23 protein-coding genes are annotated in these 24,558 nt (G+C 68.9%); 10 read left to right on the top strand and 13 right to left on the bottom strand.

Annotated features, from left to right (window positions below; translation table 11 throughout):
- From ftsA to HYU53_05635, 13 genes are all read right to left on the bottom strand, one after another.
- Positions 1–1,236 carry a cell division protein FtsA gene (ftsA, locus tag HYU53_05695; GenBank protein ID MBI2220684.1) on the bottom strand — a complete coding sequence of 412 codons (1,236 nt, stop codon included), beginning with the start codon at positions 1,234–1,236 and terminating at the stop codon, positions 1–3.
- A gap of 53 nt (positions 1,237–1,289) precedes the next feature.
- Positions 1,290–2,135, bottom strand: a complete 846-nt coding sequence (locus HYU53_05690) for an FtsQ-type POTRA domain-containing protein (GenBank protein MBI2220683.1) — start codon at positions 2,133–2,135, stop codon at positions 1,290–1,292.
- The gene (locus HYU53_05685; protein MBI2220682.1) at positions 2,132–3,511 is read right to left on the bottom strand and encodes a UDP-N-acetylmuramate--L-alanine ligase; all 1,380 of its coding nucleotides are present in this window, start codon (positions 3,509–3,511) and stop codon (positions 2,132–2,134) included. Before HYU53_05685 ends, HYU53_05690 begins: the two co-directional genes overlap by 4 nt.
- A 48-nt stretch (positions 3,512–3,559) precedes the next feature.
- Entirely contained in the window at positions 3,560–4,678 is a 1,119-nt protein-coding gene (murG, locus tag HYU53_05680; protein MBI2220681.1) for an undecaprenyldiphospho-muramoylpentapeptide beta-N-acetylglucosaminyltransferase, read from the bottom strand.
- A complete protein-coding gene (ftsW, locus tag HYU53_05675; GenBank protein ID MBI2220680.1) occupies positions 4,675–5,784 on the bottom strand; it encodes a putative lipid II flippase FtsW in 1,110 nt (369 codons plus the stop codon). The genes murG and ftsW overlap by 4 nt, the downstream gene beginning before the upstream one ends.
- 271 nt (positions 5,785–6,055) lie before the next feature.
- Entirely contained in the window at positions 6,056–7,420 is a 1,365-nt protein-coding gene (gene murD / locus HYU53_05670; protein ID MBI2220679.1) for a UDP-N-acetylmuramoyl-L-alanine--D-glutamate ligase, read from the bottom strand.
- 4 nt (positions 7,421–7,424) lie between these two features.
- Positions 7,425–8,519, bottom strand: a complete 1,095-nt coding sequence (locus HYU53_05665) for a phospho-N-acetylmuramoyl-pentapeptide-transferase (GenBank protein MBI2220678.1) — start codon at positions 8,517–8,519, stop codon at positions 7,425–7,427.
- Positions 8,519–9,928 carry a UDP-N-acetylmuramoyl-tripeptide--D-alanyl-D-alanine ligase gene (locus tag HYU53_05660; protein MBI2220677.1) on the bottom strand — a complete coding sequence of 470 codons (1,410 nt, stop codon included), beginning with the start codon at positions 9,926–9,928 and terminating at the stop codon, positions 8,519–8,521. Before HYU53_05660 ends, HYU53_05665 begins: the two co-directional genes overlap by 1 nt.
- Positions 9,925–11,439 carry a UDP-N-acetylmuramoyl-L-alanyl-D-glutamate--2,6-diaminopimelate ligase gene (locus tag HYU53_05655; protein MBI2220676.1) on the bottom strand — a complete coding sequence of 505 codons (1,515 nt, stop codon included), beginning with the start codon at positions 11,437–11,439 and terminating at the stop codon, positions 9,925–9,927. Before HYU53_05655 ends, HYU53_05660 begins: the two co-directional genes overlap by 4 nt.
- A complete protein-coding gene (locus HYU53_05650) occupies positions 11,436–13,520 on the bottom strand; it encodes a transpeptidase family protein (protein MBI2220675.1) in 2,085 nt (694 codons plus the stop codon). The genes HYU53_05655 and HYU53_05650 overlap by 4 nt, the downstream gene beginning before the upstream one ends.
- Before the next feature lie 11 nt (positions 13,521–13,531).
- A complete protein-coding gene (gene ftsL / locus HYU53_05645) occupies positions 13,532–13,924 on the bottom strand; it encodes a cell division protein FtsL (GenBank protein ID MBI2220674.1) in 393 nt (130 codons plus the stop codon).
- Positions 13,921–14,802, bottom strand: coding sequence for a 16S rRNA (cytosine(1402)-N(4))-methyltransferase RsmH (gene rsmH / locus HYU53_05640; GenBank protein MBI2220673.1), 882 nt, complete (start codon positions 14,800–14,802; stop codon positions 13,921–13,923). Before rsmH ends, ftsL begins: the two co-directional genes overlap by 4 nt.
- Positions 14,803–14,849: 47 nt before the next feature.
- Complete coding sequence (locus HYU53_05635; GenBank protein MBI2220672.1) at positions 14,850–15,290, bottom strand: division/cell wall cluster transcriptional repressor MraZ; 441 nt, start codon at positions 15,288–15,290, stop codon at positions 14,850–14,852.
- Positions 15,291–15,501: 211 nt separating this feature from the next.
- Between HYU53_05635 and ychF the strand changes: the two genes are divergently transcribed.
- The 10 genes from ychF to HYU53_05585 all read left to right on the top strand — a co-directional run bounded on the left by ychF (position 15,502) and on the right by HYU53_05585 (position 24,390).
- Positions 15,502–16,593 carry a redox-regulated ATPase YchF gene (gene ychF / locus HYU53_05630; GenBank protein ID MBI2220671.1) on the top strand — a complete coding sequence of 364 codons (1,092 nt, stop codon included), beginning with the start codon at positions 15,502–15,504 and terminating at the stop codon, positions 16,591–16,593.
- A gap of 2 nt (positions 16,594–16,595) precedes the next feature.
- Entirely contained in the window at positions 16,596–17,456 is an 861-nt protein-coding gene (locus HYU53_05625; protein MBI2220670.1) for a glycosyltransferase family 2 protein, read from the top strand.
- On the top strand, positions 17,453–18,160 hold the full coding sequence (locus HYU53_05620) for a polyprenol monophosphomannose synthase (GenBank protein MBI2220669.1): 708 nt from the start codon (positions 17,453–17,455) through the stop codon (positions 18,158–18,160). Before HYU53_05625 ends, HYU53_05620 begins: the two co-directional genes overlap by 4 nt.
- Positions 18,161–18,192: 32 nt before the next feature.
- Positions 18,193–18,960, top strand: a complete 768-nt coding sequence (locus HYU53_05615) for a glycosyltransferase family 2 protein (protein ID MBI2220668.1) — start codon at positions 18,193–18,195, stop codon at positions 18,958–18,960.
- Complete coding sequence (locus HYU53_05610; GenBank protein ID MBI2220667.1) at positions 18,957–19,985, top strand: NAD-dependent epimerase/dehydratase family protein; 1,029 nt, start codon at positions 18,957–18,959, stop codon at positions 19,983–19,985. Before HYU53_05615 ends, HYU53_05610 begins: the two co-directional genes overlap by 4 nt.
- Positions 19,982–21,079, top strand: a complete 1,098-nt coding sequence (locus tag HYU53_05605; GenBank protein MBI2220666.1) for a DegT/DnrJ/EryC1/StrS family aminotransferase — start codon at positions 19,982–19,984, stop codon at positions 21,077–21,079. The genes HYU53_05610 and HYU53_05605 overlap by 4 nt, the downstream gene beginning before the upstream one ends.
- Positions 21,080–21,085: 6 nt before the next feature.
- Positions 21,086–22,048 (top strand): GDP-mannose 4,6-dehydratase, encoded by a 963-nt coding sequence (locus tag HYU53_05600; protein ID MBI2220665.1) that lies wholly within the window; start codon positions 21,086–21,088, stop codon positions 22,046–22,048.
- Between the two features lie 108 nt (positions 22,049–22,156).
- Complete coding sequence (locus HYU53_05595; GenBank protein ID MBI2220664.1) at positions 22,157–22,843, top strand: hypothetical protein; 687 nt, start codon at positions 22,157–22,159, stop codon at positions 22,841–22,843.
- A gap of 15 nt (positions 22,844–22,858) precedes the next feature.
- Positions 22,859–23,932 (top strand): GNAT family N-acetyltransferase, encoded by a 1,074-nt coding sequence (locus HYU53_05590; protein MBI2220663.1) that lies wholly within the window; start codon positions 22,859–22,861, stop codon positions 23,930–23,932.
- 11 nt (positions 23,933–23,943) lie between these two features.
- Positions 23,944–24,390 carry a GatB/YqeY domain-containing protein gene (locus HYU53_05585; protein MBI2220662.1) on the top strand — a complete coding sequence of 149 codons (447 nt, stop codon included), beginning with the start codon at positions 23,944–23,946 and terminating at the stop codon, positions 24,388–24,390.
- The last annotated feature ends 168 nt before the right edge of the window (positions 24,391–24,558 follow it).

Genomic DNA, 24,558 nt, shown 5'->3' with positions numbered 1-24,558 from the left:
TCAGAAGAACTCCTTGAAGAGCGTGCGCAGCCGGCCGGCCACGCGCCCAAATGCCCCCGCGCCCGCCGGTCGCGCCGGCTCGCCGGCGTAATTGCGGTGGGCGTACATCACCAGCCCGACCGAGGTCGCGAAGGCCGGGTTGTTCACGTGGTCCGCCAGCCCTCCCACGCCCGTCGGGTGGCCCCGCCGCAGGGGAAGGTCGAAGATCTGCTCGGCGATCTCGGCCATGCCCTCGAGCAGCGCGCCGCCGCCCGTGAGCACGATGCCGGAGTTGAGTGACTTCTCGTAGCCGGCGCGCCCGATCTCGTCCCACAACAGGTGGAAGATTTCTTCGGCGCGCGGCTGCAGGATCTCGGACAGGATGCGGCGAGCCATCAGGCGCGGCTTCCGGCCGCCGACGCTCGCGACCTCCATCGTCTCGTCCTCGGCGACCATCGACGAGAGGGCGCAGCCGCAGCGCCGCTTGATGCGCTCCGCATCGGGAATCGGCGTGCGCAGCCCGACCGCGATGTCGTTGGTGAAGTGGTCGCCCCCGATGGCGATGACGCCGGTGTGCCAGATGCTGCCGCGCTCGAAGATGGCGAAATCCGCGGTTCCGCCGCCGATGTCCACGAGCGCGACGCCGAGGTCGCGCTCGTCCTGCGTGAGGACGGACTCGGCCGCCGCGAGCTGCTCGAGCACGGTCTCGGTCACCTCCACGCCCGCGCGGTTCACGCACGCGACGATGTTCTGCGTGGACGACACGCTGCCGGTCACGACGTGGACGTTCACTTCCAGCCGCGCGCCGGTCATCCCGACGGGCGCGCCGATGCCGTCCTGCTCGTCGACGACGAAGTCCTGCGGGAGGACGTGGAGAATTTCGCGCCCGCTCGGGAGCGAGACGGCCTTTGCCGCATCGATCGCCCGTCGGACGTCTTCGCGGGTGATCTCGCGGTTCTTTCCGGCCACCGCGACGACGCCGCGGCTGTTGAAGGCTTTCACGTGGGCGCCGGAGAGCGCCAGGTAGACCGAATCGATCTCGATCCCCGCGGTCAGCTCGGCCTCGTCGATGGCGCGTTTGATCGACTCGACAGCCGCTTCCAGGTTGACGACCACGCCGCGGCGGATGCCGCGGGCGTCCGCCAGCCCCAGCCCGATGATGTCCAGCCCCCCATCATCGGTGACCTCGCCAACGATGGCGGTCACCTTGGAGGTGCCGACGTCGAGCCCAACCAGATACCGCTCTCTCCGCGCCATAGAATTGGTCCTTCGTCCCTGGTCCTGGGTCCCCGCCTCGCGCCTGCTGCCCGTTACCTGGCCTCTGGTACCTGGCCTCTGACGTCTGCCCGCGCGGGCCGCACGTACACCCGCTCATCGAATCGCAGGTCCACGTAATCGATGGTCGGCACGCGCGCGTGCAGCGCGGGCGCCAGCTCCACGTACGACTGCAGCCGTTCGGCGAACTGCGTGTCGCCGAGGTGCAGCAGCGCGGTCTCGCCATCGAGCATCACCACGGCGTCGTGCGCGTCGGTGACGTCGATCTGCGACACGCGCCGCGCCAGCGACGTGTTTGTCGAGAGCGCGCGCATCACGCGCGCCGCCAGCTCGGCGCGGGCCGCGTCGATCGACGGCTCGCCGTGCCGCGGTGGACCGGCGAGCCCGTCGATGATCGGCAGATCGAAGTCCGCGTATTGCGGCCCGAACTCGTCGATGATGGCGCCCGTGCCGTCCACGAGATACAACTGGTCGAGCAGCCGGCACAGGCCCATCGGCGACCGTTCCCGGACGGTGATCTCGATCGTGCCCGGCAGCACCCGCCGCAACGCCGCGTCGGCCACCCACGGAGAGTCCACCAGGCGCCCGCGGTAACCGGACAGGTTCGCCGTCAGCACGCTTTCGTTCCGCAGGCCGGGCACGAGCGCGAGCACCTCGCCGGTGGACAACCGCGCGTTGCCGCGCACCGTGACGCGCGTGACGCGGAACAGCCCGGCGCCCGTCACGAGAGCCATGGCCTGGTAGCCGCCGTACGCCACGAGCATCGCCGCCAGCGCGCCGCGCAGCACCGGCCACCGCAGCAGGCGTGTCACGCCGCGCCGCTGCGACGGCCGCACGCTCGGGCGGCGGAACCGCTTGTCGGCAGGTGCGGCAACGCTCACCGTTCCAGCTCCTGCAGGATGCGCGGCCCAACCGTGCCAATCGATCCCGCGCCAAGCGTCAGGACGACGTCGCCGTCGCGCGCGAGCGCCGCGACGCGCGCGGGCAGCTCCTCGAGCGCGGGGACGACGTGCAATCGCGCGCTGGCGCCGCGCCGCATGGCGCTGGCGAGCGCGTCGATCGTGACGTCCGGAATCGGCGGCTCGCCGGCGGAGTAGATGTCGGTCAGCACGACCTCTTCGGCCCCTGCGAACGCCGGCCCGAACTCCGCCATCAGTTGCTGCGTCCGCGAATAGCGGTGCGGCTGGAACACGGCCACGATTCGTCGCCGCAATGTGCGGGCCGCCGCGATGACCGCGGCAATCTCCGTCGGGTGGTGCCCGTAGTCGTCCACGACCAGCACCCCGCGCGCTTCGCCAAGCTTCTGGAAGCGACGCTCGGCTCCGTGGAACTCCGCAAGCGCGCTCGCAATGCGGTCGAACGGGACCTTGACCTCGAGCCCCACGGCCACCGCCGCCAGCGCGTTCAGGATGTTGTGACGCCCCGGCACCGATAAGGTCAGGTCCCCCAGCGCCTCGCGCGAGCCGCCCCGGCGCAGCCACACGCGGCTGACGGAGGCAAACGGCGACAGCACGGCGTCGCTCGCGGTCATGTCCGCGTCGGTATTCAGCGCGTAGGTCACGAGCGGCCGGCTGATCGCCGGCAGGATGGCGGCGAGCGCGCGGTCATCCGCGCAGGCCACGACGAGGCCGTCGAACGGCACGTTGTTCGCGAACTCCGCGAACGCCCGCTGGATCTCCTCGAACGTGCCGTACGTCTCCATGTGCTCCCGGTCCAGGTTCGTGATGACCGCGATCGAGGGAGACAGGCGCAGGAACGACCTGTCGCTCTCGTCGGCTTCCGCCACGATGTACGCGCCGCGCCCGAGCTTCGCGTTGCTGCCGAAGGCGCTGAGGCGGCCGCCAATCACCGCGGTCGGGTCCATGCCTGCGCGCTCGAGCACCAGCGCAATCATCGAGGTCGTCGTCGTCTTGCCGTGCGCCCCCGCGACGGCGATGCCGCGCTGCAGCCGCATCAGCTCGGCGAGCATCTCGGCGCGCGGGATCACGGGGATGCCGCGCACGCGCGCGGCCGCCACCTCCGGGTTGTCCGGCGCGATGGCGGAGGAGGTCACCACGACGTCGGCCGCGCCCACCTGGTGCGCGGCGTGCCCCACCTGCACCGTCACGCCGAGCCTGGCGAGGCGGTCGGTGATCTCCGAGCGTTTCGCGTCCGAGCCGCTGACCTCGTAGCCGAGGTTCACGAGCAGCTCCGCGATCCCGCTCATCCCGATGCCACCGATGCCGACGAAGTGAATGCGCTTCGTCTGGCCTAACATCTGAGCGTGCCGGGAGTCTCGAGCTCGCTGCGGGCGATCCCCATGGCCTCAGCGCCCCCCGCCCGCGAGAGCCAGCGCCTTTTGCGCGATCTTTCGCGCGGCCTCCGGTTTCGCGAACTGCCGTGCCGCGGCGGCGATCCGCGCCCGCCGCGGCTCATCGTCAACGAGCGCGAGCAGGCGGCGGGCCAGGATGGCCCCCGTCAGCCCGCGCTCGTCGATCACTTCCGCCGCGCCTGCCTCCGCGAGCACCCGCGCGTTCTTCCGCTGGTGGTCGTCGGTCGCGGTCGGAAGCGGTATCAGGATCGCCGGACGTCCGGCTGCCGTCAGTTCCGCGAGCGTGGTCGCGCCCGCGCGGCAGACGACGAGGTCCGCGTCCGTCATCTCCCGTTCCATTTCGAAGATGAAAGGCTCCACGCGCGCCGTGACGCCGGCCCGCCGGTACCCATCCCGGACGAATTCCAGATCCCGTTCTCCTGTCTGATGCGTGATCGATAGGCGGCGAGCATGAGCTGCCAGCTCGGCCGCCGCCTCCACCATCGCGACGTTGATCGCGTGCGCGCCCTGGGAGCCGCCAAAGATCAGGACCCTCGCTTCCGCACCGTGGTCACCGCGTCGCGCGCCGGCCGGTGCGGAATCCGCGGCGCGCGCGACGAACTCGGGACGGACGGGATTGCCACTGACGAACCCGCGCGCGCCGAAGTACGGCAGCGTCGCGTCATACGTGACCGCCGCGGCGCGGACCACCCGCGCGAGGAGGCGATTGGTCATCCCGGGCACGGCGTTCTGCTCGAGCACCATCGTCGGGATGCCGCGGGCGGCCGCGAGCGCCACGACCGGGCCCGAGCTGTAGCCACCGACACCGATCACCACGTCCGGACGGCGGGCGGAAAGGACGCGCCAGGCGTCCCACGCGCTGGCAGGCAGGAGCGAGACACCCCGGGCCAGCGCCGCGATCGACTTGCCTTTCAGCCCCGCGCTCCTGATCACGTCCAGCTGAAATCCTTCCTTCGGCACGGCACGCGTCTCGATGCCGCGCGCGGTGCCCACGAAAGCGATGTCCGCATCCGGCTCGCGCGCGAGAATCTCGCGCGCCACGGCGATTCCCGGAAACAGATGCCCGCCGGTGCCGCCGCCGGCGAACAGAACCCGCACCCGCCTGCCGCTCACGCATCCGCCGGCGGCATCGACGCATGCTGCGAGACGTTCACGAGCATGCCCATGCCGACGAGACTGATCAGCAGCGACGACCCGCCGGCGCTCACCAGCGGCAGCGGGATCCCCTTGGTCGGCATCAGGCCAAGCACGACGCTCATGTTGATGAAGGCCTGGATGGCGACCATCATCGTGAGCCCGAGCGCCAGGAACGCGCCGAAGCGATCGGGGGCGCGAAGCGCCGTCCGCAGCCCGCGCCACGTGATGATGCAGAAGCAGACGAGGATCGCCGTCGCGCCGATCAGACCCAGCTCCTCCGAGATCACCGCGTAGATGAAGTCGGTGTGGGGCTCCGGGAGGTAGAACAGCTTCTGCACCCCGCCCATCAGCCCGCGCCCGAACAGCCCGCCGGTGCCCACCGCGATCAGCGACTGGATCACCTGGAAGCCGTCGCCGAGCGGATCGTCCCAGGGATTCAGGAAGGAGAGCAGCCGCCGGCGCCGGTACTCGGCGCTCCACAGGATCAATGCCGCGGTCGGCAGCCCCACGAGCGCGAGGCCGAACAGGTACCGATACGGGAGCCCTGCCGCGAAGATCATCACCGCGACGATGCCCACGAGCGATACCGCCGTGCCGAAATCGGGCTGCAGCAGGATCAGCCCGGTGACCGCCGTCACCGCGATGCCAATCGGCAGCAGCGAATAGGAAATCTCCTCGACGCGATCCATCCGGCGTTCGAGGATCGCGGCCGTGAAGAGCACGATCGCGATCTTGGCGAGCTCCGACGGCTGCACGCCGATGCCGCCCACGCCGAACCAGCGGCGCGTGCCGTTGATCTCGCGGCTGAACAACACCGCCACGAGCGCCATGCCGACCACCACGAGCATCGACCAGATCACGACAGGCTGCTTGTAGTTGTGATAGTCGATGCGCATCACCACGAAGAACAGGAACAGCCCCAGCACCGCCCACGTGAGCTGCTTGGCCAGGAACAGATAGGGCTGGTGATAGCGATCCATCGCCAGGACGGCGGACGCGCTGTACACCATGACGACGCTCGCGCAGACGAGCAGCAGCGTGGCGAGAAAGAGCAGCTTGTCGGTTTTCAGTTTTCGCGCCATACTGCACGGCTCTAAAGGCCGCTGCCGCAGCGGCCGAGAATACGGGCGGCATCGTCAGCTCCCGTGAGCGGTCAGCAGTCACCAGCGAGCCTCGGATAGAGACACCAGCCTCGCAGGCCGGGGCAGCCTGCGCTCCCAGCGGCCAGTTCCCTATCGCTGGGGCCCCCTGATGACTGCTCACCGCTCACGGATTGATCTCACGGACGGCCGGCTGCGGCCTGCGCCACGGTCAGCCCGACCCGCGAGTAGCCGCCGGTCCGGAGGCCGGCGGCTAAACCCCTTCGATCTCCTTCTTCAACGCCGCCACTTCCGCTTTGAACGCCCGGCCGCGCTCCGCGTAATCGCGGAACATGTCGAAGCTCGCGCACGCCGGGGCCAGCAGCACCGTTCCGGGCGCGGATGCGGCGCTGTAGGCGGCGCGCACGGCATCGTGAAAAGTGTCGACCTCTCGCACGGCCACCGCCCCTTCGAGCGCGCCTGTCACGAGCCCACGGGCCTCGCCCATGGCGATCACCGCGGCGGCACGCGCCGCCAGCGGCTCGCGCAAATCGGCGAAATCGCCGCCTTTGAACCGGCCGCCGAGAATCACGACGAGTCCGGCATCGAAGCTCTCGATCGCGCGCCGCGCCGCCTCGATGTTGGTCGCCTTCGAGTCGTTGACGAACCGAATCCCGCGCACCTCGCCGGCCGGTTCGAGCGCGTGCTCCAGGCCGGTGAACCCCTCGACGGCGCGCGTCATGGCCGCGGGTGCGACTCCGGCAATCGAGGCCACCCCCGCCGCCGCCGCGACATCCGCGAGGAGGTGCCGGCCGATCAGCTTCACGGACGACAGCGGCACGAGCGTTTCATCCCGCCCCCGCGATCGCCTGACGATCGCGGTTGACGTCGTCGCAATCCCTTCGTCGAGCGTGGCACCGCCGAAAAACAGGCGGCGCGCGCGGCCGCCGCGCGCCAGCTCCAGGACCTGGGGATCGTCGGCGTTGATGACCGCCCAGTCGCCCGGTTCCTGGTTGGCGAAGATTCGCGCCTTCGCACCGGCATACTCCTCAACGGACGCATGGCGGTCGAGGTGATCGCGCGAAAAGTTCAGCAGCACCGCCACCCACGGGTGAAACGTCCCGGTGCCCTCCAGCTGAAAGCTGCTGACTTCAACCACGTGCAGCGTGTCCGGCGTCGAGTCTTCGACCTGCGCGCTGAGCGCAAGGCCGATGTTCCCGCCGACGGGCGCGCGCATGCCCCCTTCCGCGAGCATGCGTCCGATGAGTGTCGTCGTCGTCGACTTCCCCTTCGTGCCGGTGACCGCGATGATTCGTCCTTTCAGCCAGCGTGAGGCGAGCTCCACCTCACCGATGACCGGGATGTTCCTGGCGCGCGCGACGTCAATCGCCGCCTGGCGCGACGGGACACCGGGGCTGAGCACCACGAGGTCGGCACGAGCGAGCGTGTCCGCACCGTGGCCCCCCAGCTCGAGATCGACTCCCGCCGCCACCAGCGCCTCCGCCCCCTCGACCTGCGGTTTCACGTCGGTGAGCGTCACGCGTGCGCCTCGCTTCGCCAGCAGGTGCGCCGCGGCCAACCCGCTTCGCGCCGCGCCGACGACCACCACCCGCTGCCCCGCCACGCTGAAGTTCGCCACGCCATCACCTGAGCTTCAGCGTTGTCAGGCTGAACAACGCGCAGAGGATCGCGAGGATCAGAAAGCGGGTGATGACCTTGGGCTCGCTCCACCCGATCAACTCGAAGTGATGGTGGAGCGGGGCCATGCGGAACACGCGCTGCCCGGTCAGCTTGAACGAGGCGACCTGAATCACGACCGACGCGGCTTCGGCCACGAACACCCCGCCGACAATGATGAGGAGCAGTTCCTGCTTGATCAGGATGGCGACGGTCCCGAGCGCGCCGCCAAGCGCCAGCGACCCGACGTCTCCCATGAAGATTTCGGCGGGGTACGAGTTGTACCAGAGGAACCCGAGGCTCGCGCCGACGAGCGAGCCGCAGAAGATCGTCAGCTCGCCCGCGAGCGGCGTCAGCCGCAGCAACTGCAGGTACTCCGCGAAAATCCGATGCCCGCTGATGTAGGCGAGCGCGGTGAGCGCCGCGGCGGCGACGGCGAAAATGCTGATCGCCAGCCCGTCCAGACCGTCGGTGAGGTTCACGGCATTCGACCAGCTCACGAGCACCAGCACCGCAAACGCGACGTAGAACACTCCCAGGTCGGGGATCAGGCGCTTGAAGAACGGGAAGATCAGGCGCGTGTTGTAGAGCGGCGGCTGCGTGTTGGACAGCCAGAGCACCGCCAGGCCAACAAGCAGCGCGACGACGACCTGCCCGCCCATCTTGTCGCGCGGGCGCAACCCGTGATGGGAGCGCCGCGTCACCTTCAAGTAGTCGTCGAGAAACCCGACGCCGCCGAACGCCGCGGTTGCGAGCACGGCGATCCAGATGTACGGGTTCGTCAGATCGGCCCAGAGCAGCGTGGGGATCAGCGCCGCCGCGAGGATCAACAGCCCCCCCATGGTGGGTGTGCCCGCCTTCGTGCGGTGCGTCGCGGGGCCGTCGTGGCGGACGACCTGCCCAATCTGGAACTCGCGGAGGCGCCGGATCAGCCAGGGGCCGAGTAAGAGGCTGATGGCGAGCGCCGTGACGCTCGCCGCCGCCGTGCGGAACGTGATGTACCGCGTCACGTTCAGCGCCGAGATCGACGTGTGCAGCGGGTACAGGAGGTGGTAGAGCATTACGCCGCCGCCTCCTTCATGCGCGCCACCACGCGGTCCGTGCCGATTCCGCGGGAGCCCTTCACGAGGACGAGATCGCCCGGGCGGACGCGCGCGAGCGCGGCTTCCGCGGCCTCGGTGCTGTTCGGCACGTGGAGCACGCCTTCCTGCGGCACGCCCGACCGCGAGGCCGCGCGCGCCAGGGCGGCAGCCGGCTCGCCGCCGACCGCAATCAGCCACGCCAGGCCTGCTCGTCCGGCCGATTCGCCGCAGCGTTCGTGGAGCCCGGCCGCCAGGTCGCCAAGCTCCAGCATCTCGCCGAGCACCGCCGCCCTGCGGGAGTACCCGGTGCTCCGCGCGACGACATCCAGCGCGCGCTGGAGCGCGGACGGGCTCGAGTTGTACGAGTCGTCGATGAGCGTCACGCCGCTGGCCAGGCGGATCACTTCGCCGCGGTGGTACGCGGGTCGAAGAGAGGCCGTGCGACTTGCCACCTCGTCCAGCCCGATGCCGAAGTGCAGGGCGACCGCCGTGGCTGCCAGCACGTTGTACAGATTCCCGCGGCCGAGCAGCGGTGTGCTCAGTGTCCGCTCGCCGTGCGGCATCACGACGCGCGCGCGCGAGCCGTCCACGCCACGATCCTCCACCTGCCCGGCTTTCACGTCTGCCGGACGATCGATCCCGAACGTGATCGTGCTCCCCGGGAAGCGCCGCACCCGCTGCATGACGCGCGCATCGTCTGCGTTGGCCACCACGATGTCGCCGGGGGCGGCCAACTCGAGAACCTCCGCCTTCGCGTCGGCGATCGCGTCGGGCGTGCCGAAGAACCCCAGGTGCGCGTCGCCCACGTTGGTCCACACGCGAACGTCCGGGCGCGCGATGTCGACGAGCGTGCGGATCTCGCCCGGATGGTTCATGCCAAGCTCCACGACGGCGACGTCCGGCGCGTGCCTGAGCTCGAGAAGGGACAGCGGCAGCCCGATATGGTTGTTCAGGTTCCCCGTGTTGCGAAACACCTGGTACCGGGCGCCGAGGAACTCCGCCGCGATCTCTTTCGTGGTCGTCTTCCCCGCGCTGCCGGTCACGGCCACGACCCGGGTTCCGGACGAACGGCGCACCGCCGCAGCCAGGGTCTGCAGGGCGCGAAGCGTGTCGTGCACCGCAATCGCGACACCCGCCGTGTCTGCCGGCCACGTGAAGCCGCGGTCCGCGATGACGCCGGACGCCCCTTTCGCGAGCGCCTCGCGGATGAACGCGTTGCCGTCGAATCGCTCGCCACGCAGCGCGATGAACAGATCGCCGGGCGCGAGCGTCCGCGTATCGATCGAGAACCCGTCGATCGCCTGGCGCGGATCGCCCGCGACGAGCGTCCCGTCGCAGGCCTGCGCGATCCACTGCGCGTTCAGTCGCATGTGCTCGCGGCGCGTCATGAGGAGACCCGGCTCCCGGCGCGCCGGCGCGCCAGCGCGCCGCGCGCCACTTCGACGTCGTCGAACGGCAGCACGCGCGTGCCGACCGTCTGGGTGCGCTCGTGCCCCTTGCCGGCGATCAGGACGAGGTCGCCGGCGCGCGCGTCCTTCACCGCCCGGTCGATGGCCGCGCGGCGATCGACAATCGTGAGCACCTGGGGTCGCTTCGCGGTGCTCTTCTGACTCCCTGCCGGGATGCCCCGCTGGATCTCGTCGATGATGCGGTCCGGGTCTTCGCTCCGTGGGTTGTCGGAGGTGAGGATGACGACATCGCTCAGTCGAGCGGCGACGGCGCCCATGAGCGGCCGTTTCGTTCGATCGCGATCGCCCCCGCACCCGAAGACGGTGATCACCCGGGCCGCAGCGAGCGGCCGCGCGGTCTCGAGCAGGTTGCGCAGCGCATCGTCCGTGTGGGCGTAGTCGATCACGACGCGGACGTCGTCGCCTTCGCCCGAGACAACCTGGAACCTGCCGGGCACGTGCTCCAGGGCCTCGACGCCGCGTTCGAGCGCGTCGAACGGCAGGTCGAGCGCCACGCTGACGGCCACGGCGGACAGGATGTTGTAGACGTTCGGGCGGCCGACGAGCCTGGAGCGGACCCGCAGCAACCCGCGCGGCGTGCGGATCTCGAATGCCAGGCCCTCGATGGACATGTCAATCGGGCCGGGCGTGACGTCCGCGGGGCGGTCGACGGCATACGTGACCGGGCGTGGCGAAACCTCGACGAGCGCCGCCGCGCGCGCATCGTCTGCGTTGATCGAGGCGACGCTGCCCGGTGGCAGCATCTCGAAGAGCCGCCGCTTCGCCTCGAAATACGCGTCCATGTTTTCGTGAAAGTCGAGGTGGTCGCGCGTCAGGTTCGTGAAGATCGCGGCGGCGAAGCGCATCGCGTCCACCCGCCTGAGGGCGAGCGCGTGCGAGGAGACCTCCATCGCGCAGGCGCCGCTGCCGGCGTTGACCATTTCGCGCAGCATCGCCTGGATGTCGGGAGCTTCGGGCGTCGTATGCGGCGCGGCGCGCTCCTCTCCCGCGACGCTGTACCCGACCGTCCCGATACGCCCGCATTTCACGCCGGCGGCTTCGAAGATGGACTGGAGCAGGTACGACGTCGTCGTCTTGCCGTTGGTGCCGGTGATGCCGACCACCTGCATCGCCTCGCTCGGGCGATCGAAGAACGCCGCCGCAAGCTCTGCGATCGCCTGGCGCGCGTCCGCGACGACGATCCACGCGACGGGCAGGTCCGGATTCGGCGTTTCGGCAATCACGGCCATCGCCCCGCGGGCCACGGCCTGGGGGGCGAACGACGCGCCGTCGGCACGCTCGCCGCGCATCGCGATGAACACGGACGCCGGCTGAGCACGACGCGAGTCGTACCCGATCGCGCTCACCTCGCGCCGGGCGAGCGCGCGGTCGATCGTGCCGGCGGCAACGCGCGTCGATGCGGCGGCCTGGAGCAGCACGCCCAACGTCACGGCGTGGCTCCTTCCCGTCCCAGCACGATTTCGCACGGGGTGCCGCGCTCGACGGCCGTCCCGGGCAGCGGGGACTGTTCAACCACGAGCCCGCGCCCGCGAAGATGCGTCGCCAGCCCGAGCTTCGCCGCCATGCGCAGGGCTTCGCGCCCGCTCAGCCCGCGGAGGTCCGGCATGAGCCCGTCGCGCGCAACCTGGACGCCGGCGTCAAGGACGGCGGCGGCACGCGTGGGCACCGGCACGTCGCGGCTGTCGCCCGCGTTGCGCGCGACGAGCACTGGAGGAACCGGGTTGACGGTCGGGGGCACGCCGAGGTGCCGCAACGCGGCTTCGGCGACGCGCTTGAACACCGGCGCGGCGACCACGCCGCCGTAGTAACCCTTCGAGCGCGGCGAGTCGATCACGACCAGGATCGTCAGAGCAGGACGACGCGAGGGCACGAAGCCGATGAACGACGCGTGGTACTCGCTCTTCGAGTACCGTCCGCCGACGAGCTTGGCCGCCGTGCCGGTCTTGCCCGCTACCTGATAGGACTCGAGCTTCGCCGCCCGGGCCGTCCCGCGCTCGACGACGTCCTCGAGAATGGCCGTCAGCTCGGCCGCCGTGTTCGCAGAAATGGTCCGCCGGAGCGCCTTTCGCGGAGTTTCGGTGCGACGGCCGTTGCGGACCACGGCACGAACGATGTGCGGCTCCATGAGCTCGCCGCCATTGGCGACCGAGCTGACCGCGGTGGCCATCTGCAGCGGCGTGACGCCGATCTGGTAGCCCATCGAGACCGACGCCAGCGCGCTGTCGTTCAGCTCCCCCGCGTTCCACACGATCCCCTGCGATTCGCCGCGCAGCTCGGGCGACAGCGTCTGGCCGAACCCGAAGCGATGCACGTACCGGTTCAGGCGCTCGGGTCCGAGCTTGAGGCCAATCTTGATCGCGCCGACGTTGCTCGACTTCACGAGCACGTCGGTGAACGACAGGATCCCGTAGTCGTGCGTGTCGTGGATGACGCGCGCACCGAACGCGATCCGGCCGCCGGTGACGTTGATCAGATCCTCGGGATCGACCACCGATTCCTCGAACGCCGCCGACGCCGTGACGATCTTGAAGGTCGACCCCGGCTCGTAGATCTCCTGGATCGCCCGGTTCCGCGTGTGAGAGCGCTGGTAACGCCAGAACGTGTTGGGGTTGAACGTCGGGTAGTTCGCCAGCGCGAGGATCTCGCCCGAGTTCGGCTCCATGATGACGATGGTGCCGCCCGTCGCGCGGTTCTCCGCGACGGTCGCGCGCAGCTCACGCTCGGCGATGTACTGGAGGTACTCGTCGATCGTCAGCTCGATGTCGGCGCCGGCGGTGGCCGGGCGTTCGACCCGGCTGAACACGGTGTGGCGGCGCGCATCGGCCTGGATCAGGATCCGGCCGGCACGCCCGCGAATCTGCGAATCGAAGGCGGACTCGATCCCCGCCAGCCCGACGTTCTCAACGCCCGCGTAGCCGATGACGTGCGCGGCGAGCTCCTTCTTCGGGTAGTAGCGGCGGTTCTCCTTGAGGAACCCGATGCCGTCGAGCTTGAGCGAGGCGATGCGCCGGGCCTCGTCCGGTGAGAGCTGCCGGCGAACGAAGGCGAACGCCTTCTGGCGCCGCAAGCGCTCCTCAATGCGCTGCCGCTCCCGGCTGTCGCAGTCGTCAAACGCGCCGCACAGCGTCGCGGCGGTCCGCGCGGGATCCTTCACTTCCGTGGGAACGGCGTACACCGACTCGGCGTCGACGCTGTAGGCGAGCACGTGGCCGTTGCGATCGAGGATCTCGCCCCGCTTGGCCACGGCGTCGACCGTCCGCATCTGCTGGCGCTCGGCGCGGGCCGTGAGATCCGAGTGCTGAATGACCTGGAGCCACACGAGGCGCGCCTGGATCCCCGCGCCCCACGCCGCAAACAGGAGTGCCGTGACGACGAGCCGCTTCTGGACGACGGCGCGCCAGCCGGGAGGGGTCGCCGCCCCGTCGCGGCGGCGCGCGGCGCGCGCAGGCCGTCCGCGACCGCGCGCACGCGCGATCAGCGTCGACAGCCGTACCCCCCGCCGATCGGCCAACGAACGCTCCTTTACCGCGACGCGACGACCGCCTTGTCAGGCGGGGCCGGCGGCGTGACCTTCTCGATGACGATGGCGTCGCCCGCCGCGGGCGCCACCATGTGCAGCTTCTCTGTCGCGATCCGCTCGATCCGCGCGGGCGACTTCAGCGTCTCGATCTCGAGGCGCAGGTGACGGTTGATCTCTTCCTCGGCCGCGCGCTCCCGCTGCAGCCGTTCGATCTGGTAGCCATGGCTGATCAACTCGAAGTGCTGCCACGCCGAGAAGAGCAGGACGCCCACGAGGAACGCGCCGACCGCGAGCGAGCGCCACAGCTCGCGCTGCCGCGCCTCGTCCACCTCCCGGACGATGGGGTTGTTGCGGATGTCCTTCTTGATGGCGTATTCGAAATCAACCGCGCTCATGACAGCTTCTCGGCCGCGCGCAGCTTGGCGCTGCGCGCGCGCGGATTGCGGTCGGCCTCCGCGTCCGAAGGGCCGATCGGCTTGCGCGAGAGCAGGCGCACGGCACCGTCCCGCTCCAGCTCACGCATCGTGTGCTTGATCACCCGATCCTCCAGGGAGTGAAAGCTGATGACCGCGGCGCGCCCCCCGCGCGCCAGCACGCCGACCGCTGCCCGGACGAACCCGTCGAGCCCGTCCAGCTCGCGGTTGACCCAGATGCGCAGCGCCTGGAAGGTGCGCGTCGCCGGGTCGATCCGCTGATACCCCCGGTGCGGCACCGCGCGCCGCACCACTTCGGCCAGCTCGCCCGTCGTCTCGATCCGCCGCGCCTTGATCGCGCGGGCGATGCGGCGCGAGTGGCGTTCTTCCCCGAACCGGAAAATCACATTGGCGAGATCCTCCTCGCCGGTCTCGCGCAACAGCTCGGCGGCCGTCGGACCCGAGGAGCGGTCCATCCGCATGTCGAGCGGCTCGTCGCGCCGGAAACTGAACCCGCGTCCTTCCGCCTCCAGCTGCATCGACGACACGCCGAGGTCGGCGAGAATCCCCGTCACGTGCTCGATGCCACGCGCGGCGAGCGCCGAGGGCAGCTCGCGGTAGTCGGCGTGGGCCAGCGTGACGCGGTCCCCGAAGGGCTCGAGCCGTTGTGCGGCAATGGCCAGCGCGTCCGCGTCGCGATCGAAGCCGACGAGCCGGGCGGCGCCTCCGTCGAGCAAGGCCCGCGCGTGTCCTCCCAGGCCGACCGTGCAATCGACGAACGTGCCGCCGCGTGCCGGTTCGAGCGCCACGAGCACTTCGGCCAGTAGGACCGGCTCGTGCACGTAATCTGTGGGTGCCACGAATTTTTCCCGGAGATGGGATTAATTTGTGGCAGCCACAAGACCGGTCATATTCCGAACTCCGACAGCGCCCGCGCGTCGTCGTCGGTGAACGGCTCGCGCTGCAGCTTCGCGAGGAACCGGTCGTGGTTCCAGATCTCGAGGTAGTTGTACTGGCCGAACACGTCCACCTCGCCGCTCATGCCTGCCGAGTCGCGCAGCCGCGGGTGGATGATGACCCGCCCCTGCGTGTCGAACTCCGCGGCCTGGCCGTAGTAGTTCACGCGATCGAAAAATCTTGCCCGCGCCGGATGCGTCGAGGGCACCTTCGCGAGCTTGGCCTCGATGTCGAGCCAGACCGGCATCGGATAAATCCGAACCGACTCGCCCGAGAGGCTGGTGACGTAGAGGTTCGAGCCGTGCTGTTCCTGGACGAGTACCCGGAAGGTGGTAGGCACCTTCAATCGACCCTTGTCGTCGATTTTGGCCGAGTAGTTCCCCCGCAGCACGCCAGTTACTCCACTTCAGTCCACAAAAGTCCACGCCGATGTTAGGGAATACCCCCGGTAATGTCAACGCCAAACTGCACAGCCTCAGTGGGTTACGCCTAACTTTCGCCTGCCGATAAGTGTGACAGTCACACTTATCCGGCCAAGAAGTGTGACTGTCCCCCTTCCGAAGTGTGACTGTCACACTTTTGGGCTACGATCGGGGTTTCTCATGCTCCGCGCAGGCCTCATAGGTTTCCCGTCTTCCGGCAAGACCACCCTGTTCCAACTGATGACGTCGGCGAGGGAGGCCCCGAAGGCCTCGGCCAAAGCCGACGCCAACGTGGGTGTATCCCGGGTGCCCGACGAGCGGCTGGACCGTCTCACGGCGCTGTTCAACCCGAAGAAGCACGTGCCCGCCACGGTGGAATTCGCCGACATCGCGCACGGCGCCGCCCGAGGCGGGAGCGCGGCGCAGGCTTTGCTCGACGTCGCGCCTTACCGCAACGCCGACGCGCTGCTGCACGTCGTCCGCGGGTTCCGCGACGAGTCGGTGCCGCATTCCAAGCAAACGATCGACCCCGCGCGCGACGCGCGCGAGATGGAAGAAGAACTGATTCTCGCGGACCTCGGCGTCGTCGAGCGGCGGCTCGAGCGCCTCGAGCGCGATCTCAGGAAGCAGAACCTCCCGGAACTCAAGCGAGAGCAGGACGTGCTCCAGCGCTGCCGCGCGCGGCTCGACGAGGGGCGCGCGCTGCGCGGCCTGGAGCTGGAGCCCGAAGACGCTCGCCGTCTCCGAGGGTTCCAGCTGCTGTCGGCGAAGCCTGTGCTCCTGGTGCTGAACGTGGATGAAGCCGACCTCTCGCACGCCGACGAGGCGATCCACGACGCCGGCTTCGACCAGATTCTCGCGTCGGGCGCCGCGCGCGCCGTCCCCGCGTGTGCGAAGATCGAGCTTGAAATCGCGCAGCTCGAACCCGCCGACGCGGCTGCGTTCATGGCGGATCTGGGGCTGAAGGAATCGGGGCTGGATCGCGTCATCCGGGCCAGCTACGATCTGCTGGGATACATCTCGTTCTTCACGGTGGGCGAAGACGAGTGCCGCGCGTGGTCGATCCCGCGCGGAACCTCGGCGCAGCTCGCCGCCGGCGAGATCCACAGCGACCTCGCGCGCGGCTTCATCCGCGCGGAGGTCGTGCCGTATGATGCGCTGCTCTCGCGTGGATCGCTTGCCGCCTGCAAGGAACACGCGGAACTGCGCCTCGAAGGCAAGGAATACGTAGTGCAGGACGGCGACGTGATCAACTTCCGCCACGCAACCTAACGATGGCCGACGCAGCTTCGGTTTCGGTGCTGATTCCCGCCTACAACGAAGCGGCGGCGATCGGCGACGTCGTCGCGCGCGTTCGCGCCGCCGCCCCCTGGCACGAGATCATCGTCGTGGACGACGGGTCCACGGACGCCACGGCCGAGCGCGCGCGCGAGGCCGGCGCGACCGTCGTCCGGCACCCCTACAACAAGGGAAACGGCGCGGCGGTGAAGACCGCGATCCGCCAGGCGCGCAGCGACTACGTGCTGATCCTCGATGCCGACGGCCAGCACCAGCCCGAGGACACGCGCCGCCTCACCGCACCGCTTGGCGAGTACGACCTGGTGATTGGCGCGCGCTCGGGCGCGACGCAGGCCACGCTGGCGCGGCGGTCCGGCAACGCCATGCTCAACTGGCTCGCCGGGTATCTCACCGGACGACCGATCCCGGATCTCACGTCCGGCTTCCGCGCCGCGCGGCTCGCGCGCCTGCGCGAATTCATTCACCTGCTGCCCAACGGCTTCTCCACCCCGACCACGACGACGCTGGCGTTCCTGAAAGCCGGGTACAACGTCCTGTTCGTGAACATCGACGCGAGGCCGCGGGTGGGCACGTCGAAGATCAAGTTCGCGCGAGACGGCTTCCGCTTCTACATCATCCTGCTGCGCGTCGTCACGCTGTTCAGCCCCCTGCGGATTTTCCTCCCGGTGAGCATCGCGGCGTTCCTCCTCGGCGCGTTGTACGCCGTCTGGACGGTCGTGACGCAGAGCCACGTCACGAACTCGTCGGTCCTGCTGATCCTGTTCTCGGCCGTCGTGTTTCTCGTCGGTCTTGTGTCCGAACAGATCGCGGCGCTCAGGTTCGAGGGGCACCAGTGAACGCGCTCGTCATCATTCCCACCTACAACGAGCGCGAGAACCTGCCGGAGATCGTGCCGCTCGTCCTGCAGCACGACGTCCGGTTGCTCGTCGTGGACGACGGCTCACCGGATGGGACCGGGGATGTGGCCGAGCAGCTCGCACGGACGTACCCCGGCCGGATGTCCGTGCTGCATCGCACGGGCAAGCGCGGGCTGGGCCGGTCGTACGTGGACGGTTTTCGCCGGGCCCTCGAGATGGGGGTGGACGTCGCCGTGCAGATGGATGCGGACCTGTCGCACGACCCGGTGTACCTGCCAAAGGTGCTCGCCGGGGCGGAGCGGTTCGACATCACGATCGGCTCGCGTTACGTGAACGGCATCAGCGTAGTCAACTGGCCGCTGAAGCGTCTGATCCTCAGCACCACGGGCAACAACTACGTGCGCGCGGTCACCGGAATGGCGACACACGACTGCACGGGCGGCTTCCGCGCGTGGACGCGCAAGGCGCTTTCCGCCCTTCCGCTCGATCGCATCGTCTCGGACGGCTACTCGTTCCAGGTGGAGACGCTGTACGAGGCGATGCGCGCCGGCTGCACGGTTGGCGAGGTGCCGATCGTGTTTGTCGAGCGACGGGAGGGAGAGTCGAAGCTCTCGAAGGGGGTCGTCTTCGAGTCGCTGCTGATGCCGTGGCGGCTGCGCCTTCGCAGCTTGTCACGCAAATAGCTGACGTGCTAAGGTTTTCCGTTCCCTGAGGCATGGTCGATTCTGGTGTGCAGAAGCCGGCTGGCCTGACCGTCTTCTTCCCTGCCTACAACGACGGCGGCACGATCGCGAGCCTCGTGATCATGGCGGTGCAGGCGGCGCGTCAGCTCACGTCCGACTTCGAAGTCATCGTCGTCAATGACGGCAGCGCCGACGCGACGCCGCGCGTTCTCGCGGAGCTGGCGCGCCTCTATCCGCAGGTTCGGGTCGTGACGCACGAGCGCAACCGCGGGTACGGCGGCGCGCTGCGGAGCGGCTTCGCGGCCGCGCGGAAAGATGTCGTCTTCTACACCGACGGCGATGCGCAATACGACCCGTCGGAGATGGCGCTGCTGTGGCGGCGCTTCGCGCCCGACGTGGACATGGTCAACGGGTACAAGATCAGCCGCTCCGATCCCTGGCACCGCGTGGTCATCGGCCGCCTGTACCACCACGCGGTGAAGCTGCTCTTCGGGCTCCGCATGCGCGACGTGGACTGCGACTTCCGCATGATGCGCAGGAGCATCTTCGATCGCGTGCAGCTCGAGAAGGACAGCGGCGTCATCTGCCTGGAGATGATGAAGAAGATCCAGGACGCGGGGTACCGCATCGCGGAGGTGCCGGTACACCACTACCATCGCGCGTACGGCCGCTCGCAGTTCTTCAACTTCAGGCGCGTCTTCAGGACGGGCGTGGACGTGCTGAAGCTGTGGTTCGCGCTCGTGGTCAGGCGCGAGCACCAGCCCAACGGCGCGCGCGCCGACGCGCGGGCAGGGCAATGAGCGACCATCGCGCCTTCTACCGCGGCCGGCCGGTGATGATTACCGGCGGCCTCGGGTTCATCGGGAGCAATCTGGCCCGCGCGCTGGTCGGCCTGGGCGCGGACGTGCTCCTCGTCGATTCGCTCATTCCCGACTACGGCGGCAATCTCTTCAACATCGACGGCATCGCGGAGCGCGTGCGCGTCAACGTCGCAGACATCCGCCAGCAGTCCACGATGGACTACCTGGTGCGCGGCTGCGATGTAATCTTCAACCTTGCCGGACAGGTCAGCCACATCGACAGCATGCGGGATCCGCACACGGACCTCGACATCAACTGCCGAAGCCAGCTGACGATCCTCGAGGCGTGCCGCCGCAACAATCCCGGGGTGAAGGTCGTGTACGCCGGGACCCGGCAGGTGTACGGAAAGCCCGAGCGCCTGCCGGTGGACGAGCGGCAGCTCGTCCGGCCGACCGACATCAACGGTGTCAACAAGGTGGCGGGCGAGTACTACCACCTCGTGTACAACACCGTCTTCGGGATCCGCGCCTGCTCGCTGCGGCTCACCAATGTCTACGGTCCCCGTCAGCTCGTGAAGCACAATCGCCAGGGCTTCATCGGCTGGTTCATCCGGCTCGCGGTTGAAGGACGCGAGATCCAGGTGTACGGCGACGGATCCCAGGTGCGCGATTTCGTATTCGTCGACGATGTGGCCGACGCGTTCCTGCGGGCTGGCGCCACGGATGCGGTGAACGGCGAGGTGTTCAACGTCGGCGGCAGCGAGCCGACCACGCATCGCGACCTCGTGCGGCTGCTCATCGATGTGGCGGGCAGCGGATCCGCCAGGTTCGTGGAGTGGCCCAGGGACAAGAAGGCGATCGACATCGGCAGCTTCTACGCCGACTCGTCGCGGTTCATGGCGCTGACCGGCTGGGCGCCGCGCGTCCCGCTTCGCGAAGGACTGCGACAGGCGGTCGCGTTCTACCGCGAGCACCTGGACAAGTACCTGGACGCTCCGGCGGGCGCACCGGCACCGCTCGCATGACGGCGACCGGCATCCCCTTCCTCCAACTGCGACCCGGCGAAGACGCCGACGAGGTGCGCGCCGCCATCGCGCGCGTGCTCGACCGCGGCTGGTTCGTGCTCGGCCCGGAGCTCGATGCCTTCGAGCACGAATTCGCGGAGGCCTGCGGCAACGCGCACGCGGCGGGCGTCGGCACCGGCACGGACGCGATCGCCCTTGCGCTGCGCGCGCTCGGCATCGGGCCGGGCGACGAGGTGATCACGCCGCCTCTCTCCGCCGCCTATTCCGCCCTCGCCGTCATGATGGCCGGCGCGCGCCCGGTCTTTGCCGACATCGACCCGGAGCGCCTGACGCTCGATCCTCGCGCGGCCGCGGCGGCCGTCACGCCCCGCACGGCGGCGCTGCTGCCCGTCCACCTGTACGGGCAGCCGGCGGACATGCCCGCACTGATGGACGTGGCGCGGCGACACGACCTCGCGGTCGTCGAGGACTGCTGCCAGGCGCACCTGGCGACGGCGAACGGCATCCCCGTGGGCACGTTCGGCGCCGCCGCCGCCTTCAGCTTTTACCCGACGAAGAATCTCGGCGCCCTGGGCGACGCCGGCGCGGTCACGACATCGGACGCCGCTCTGGCCGAACGCATCCGGCGCCTCCGCAACGGCGGGCAGACCGATCGCTATCGTCACCAGGAACCGGGCGTGAACACACGGCTCGACGAGATCCAGGCGGCGATCCTCCGCGTGCGGTTGCGCTTCCTGCCGAAGTGGACGCGCGAGCGCCGGGCGCTCGCCGCCGCCTATCGCGCGGGGCTCGCGGCAGCGCGCCACGTGAGGGTGCCGCGCGAGTGCGATCGCGGGCACGTCTATCACCTGTTCGTCGTGCTCGCGGCCGACCGCGAGCCGCTGCGCGCACACCTGCAGTCGCGCGGCATCGAGACGCTCATCCACTATCCGGTTCCGATCCCGCGCCAGCCGGCGATGGCGTCGGTCGAACCGGCCGAGTGCCCTCGCGCCGACGAGGTCTGCGGCTCGATCCTCTCGCTCCCGCTCCACCCGTCGCTCGCGCCGGACGCGGTTAACCAGGTCTGCGCGGCCGTCCGCGCCTTTGGAGGCTGAAGCAGCATGCGTGCGTTGATTACCGGCGGTGCCGGTTTCGTGGGCTCCCACCTCGCCGAACGGCTTCTCGCCGACGGGCACGAGGTGTTCGTGCTCGACAATCTGTCCACCGGCTCGATGGACAATATCGTCCACCTGAAGGACCATCGGAAGTTCCACTACACCATCGACGACGTGACCAACGAGGGGGTGCTGGCGGAACTGATCGATCAGGCCGACGTCGTGTTCCACCTGGCTGCGGCCGTCGGCGTGAAGCTGATCGTCGAGGCGCCCGTACACACGATCGAAACCAACGTGCACGGCACCGAGGTCGTTCTGAAGCACGCGAACAAGAAGAAGAAGCTGGTGGTGATCGCCTCCACCTCCGAGGTCTACGGCAAGAGCGCCGATGTGCCGTTCCGCGAGGACGCCGACCTGGTGATGGGCCCAACGCTGAAGCACCGTTGGGCGTACGCGTGCAGCAAGGCGATCGACGAGTTCCTGGCGCTGGCGTACTGGAAGGAAAAGAAGCTGCCCGTCATCGTGGTGCGGCTGTTCAACACCGTCGGCCCGAGGCAGACCGGGCAGTACGGGATGGTCATCCCGAACTTCGTGCGCCAGGCGATGGCCGGCCAACCGATCACGGTTTTCGGCGATGGCACGCAGTCACGCAGCTTCACCTACGTGGGCGACGTCGTCGACGCGCTGCTGAAGCTGGTGCAGGAACCGCGCTCGGTCGGCGAGGTCTTCAACATCGGCAACCCGGGCGAAATCTCGATGAACGATCTCGCCGAGAAGATTAGGAAAATGGTCGGCAGCGCGTCGCCGATTTCGCTCGTCCCCTACGACCAGGCCTACGAGAAGGGCTTCGAGGACATGCCGCGCCGGGTGCCGGACATCTCGAAGATCCAGGCGCTGGTCGGCTTCAAGCCCACCGTTCAGCTGGATGAAATCCTCGAGCGGGTGATCGACCACTTTCGGAAAACGTAAGAAGGGGTCGGGAGCCTTTTTCGCGTGCGTGCGCACGCGAAAAAGGCTCCCGACCCCTTTTTACGTTCAGCTCGATACGCTTTGAGCGGGGCGCTATACTGATCGAAGATGCGCAAGGTCCTCCTGCTCTGTTCCCTCGGGTTCGCGGTGGCAGCTCCGGTCGTTACCGACGCCGACGAGCTGAAGCTCACCATCGGTGGCGGGCGCGTGACGCTCATCGCCGAGCAGGTGCCCGTGCGCACGCTCCTGCAGGAGTGGGCGCGCATAGGGCAGAGCAAGATCGTCAACGCCGAGAAGGTACAGGGCGCTCCTCTGACGCTTCGCCTGATCGACGTCCCCGAAGACCAGGCGCTCGACATCGTGCTGCGGTCGGCCAGCGGCTACCTTGCCGCGCCGCGCGAAGTGCAGATCGCTCACGCGTCACGGTTCGACCGGATCATCATTCTCCCGACCAGCCGCCCGACGACAACTGCCGCCGCGGCGCCTGCACCGATGCAGCCGCAGCCGCAGCCCTTCCCCTCCAACCCGATGCCGGCGCCGATGGCCCCGATGGCCGAGGAGGAGGAGGAGGAAGAGCCGGACGATCCTCCGGATCCGCAGCATGCCGTACCGCCGCAGGTGCCGGTCACCTCGGGGCGGCCGGGCCCGATCCAGGTATCGAATCCGAACAGTCCGAACGATCCGAACAACCCGAATGCGCCAGGCGCCGGTCAGCAGATGCCGGTGACCTCGCCGCGCCCTGGCGTGATCCAGCCGCAGCCACGGCCCCAGCCGCCCACGAAACCCATTCCCTGACGTATATTTCAGGGCATGGCGGAAATCGACCGCTTCCGTCGCGACGATCGACGCGCGACCGACGCGCTGTATCGGCGCGTGTTCGGCGCCGACGCCGCCGACGCGCAGCACCTCCGATGGGACTGGGAATTCGCGCGGAATCCGAACACCCCCGCTGAAGGCCCGCTCATCTGGGTCGCCCGAGAAGGACCTGCGCTCGTTGGACAGTGGGCCGCGATTCCGGTGCGGCTTGTCGTCTCCGGGCAGGAGGTTCTCGCCGGGTGGGGCACCGACGTCATGGTGGCACCCGAACGCCAGCGGCAGGGCCTTGGCGAAGCGATGCTGCGCACGTGGGACCGCCACGTCGGTGCCGCGCTCGGGCTGAACCCGTCCGAGGCTTCCTATCAATTGTTCCGCAAGCTCGCCTGGCCGGACGTCGGGATGGTGCCCTGCCTCGTGAAGCCGCTCACCCGGCGGGCGGTGCGGCTGCCGCGGTGGCCGGTGCCGCTCAACCGCCTGCTCTCGGCCGTCACCTGGCCGTTCGTGCAGATCATCGCGCGCACGCGCCCGCTCCGCGCGCAGACGCGGATCGTGCATCGCTTCGACGATTCGGCGACGGCATTGTGGAGCCGCGTGGCATCCCGCTTTGACCTCGCGGTCCGGCGCGACGCGACCTATTTGAACTGGCGGTACGGCTCCACGCCGCACGTGCGCTACAGCGCCGCCCTGCTCGAGCGTGAAGGGCGCCTGGACGGCTGGGCGGTCTTCCGCCACGTCCACGAACCGCTCGGCCGCGTAACACTGCTCGTGGACCTGCTCGCCGATCCGGACGACGACGAGGGGATCGCAGCGCTGCTCCGCCGCGTGGATCGCGAGGCGCGCGCGGCGGATTCCGACAAGATCCGCGCCTTCATGATGCACGCGGCATTCCGCAAGGTGTTGAAGCGCTCGGGCTACTTCCAGGTGAAGTCCTGGCTTCGGCTGATTGCGAAGATCAACGCGGTGCCCGTCCCGGCAAACTTCTACAGGCACACCGACCGCTGGCACGTGACCCTCGGTGACAGCGACGTCGACCGCGGTACATTCGAGCTGGAATTCGACGAACATTGACGGATCTTTTTATGACACTGACCGAACAAGTGAACGCAGACCTCGCGAGCGCGATGCGCGCGAAGGAGCCGAGCCGCCTGGTGGCCCTCCGCATGCTCAAGACGGCCTTGACGAACAAGAGCATTGAGAAGGGACGCGACCTGGACGACCACGAGGGGCTCCAGGTGATCGGGACGCTCATCAAGCAGCGCCGCGACTCAATCGAGCAGTTCGAAAAGGGAGGGCGCAAGGACCTCGCCGCGAAGGAAGCGGCGGAAATCGCGGTGCTGGAGGGCTACCTGCCGCCGCCGGTCAGCGAGGCGGAGCTGGCCGATGCCGTCGAGGCCGCCGTGGCCGAGACCGGCGCGTCCTCGCCGAAGGACATGGGGACGGTGATGAAAGCGGTGATGGCGAAACTCGCCGGCCGCACGGCCGACGGCCGCACCGTCAGCGACATGGTGAAGCGGCGCCTCGGCTGAAACGGAAGCGAACTTTTTCGGGGGGGGCGGCGTCTAATCAGTTGGAAGGCACGACAGAGCCTCTCATCCATCCTCCGAGGAAACCCCTGCTGCTGTGACGGGCGGCAGGGGTTTCTTTTTTTGTCCTCGCGGGGCGGCCTCTTGGGGCGGCGTTGGGAGTTCGCGTAA

The sequence above is a fragment of the Acidobacteriota bacterium genome (genome assembly GCA_016184105.1).
Lineage (GTDB): Bacteria > Acidobacteriota > Vicinamibacteria > Vicinamibacterales > 2-12-FULL-66-21 > JACPDI01.
This window is presented reverse-complemented; position numbering and strand designations above follow the sequence as displayed.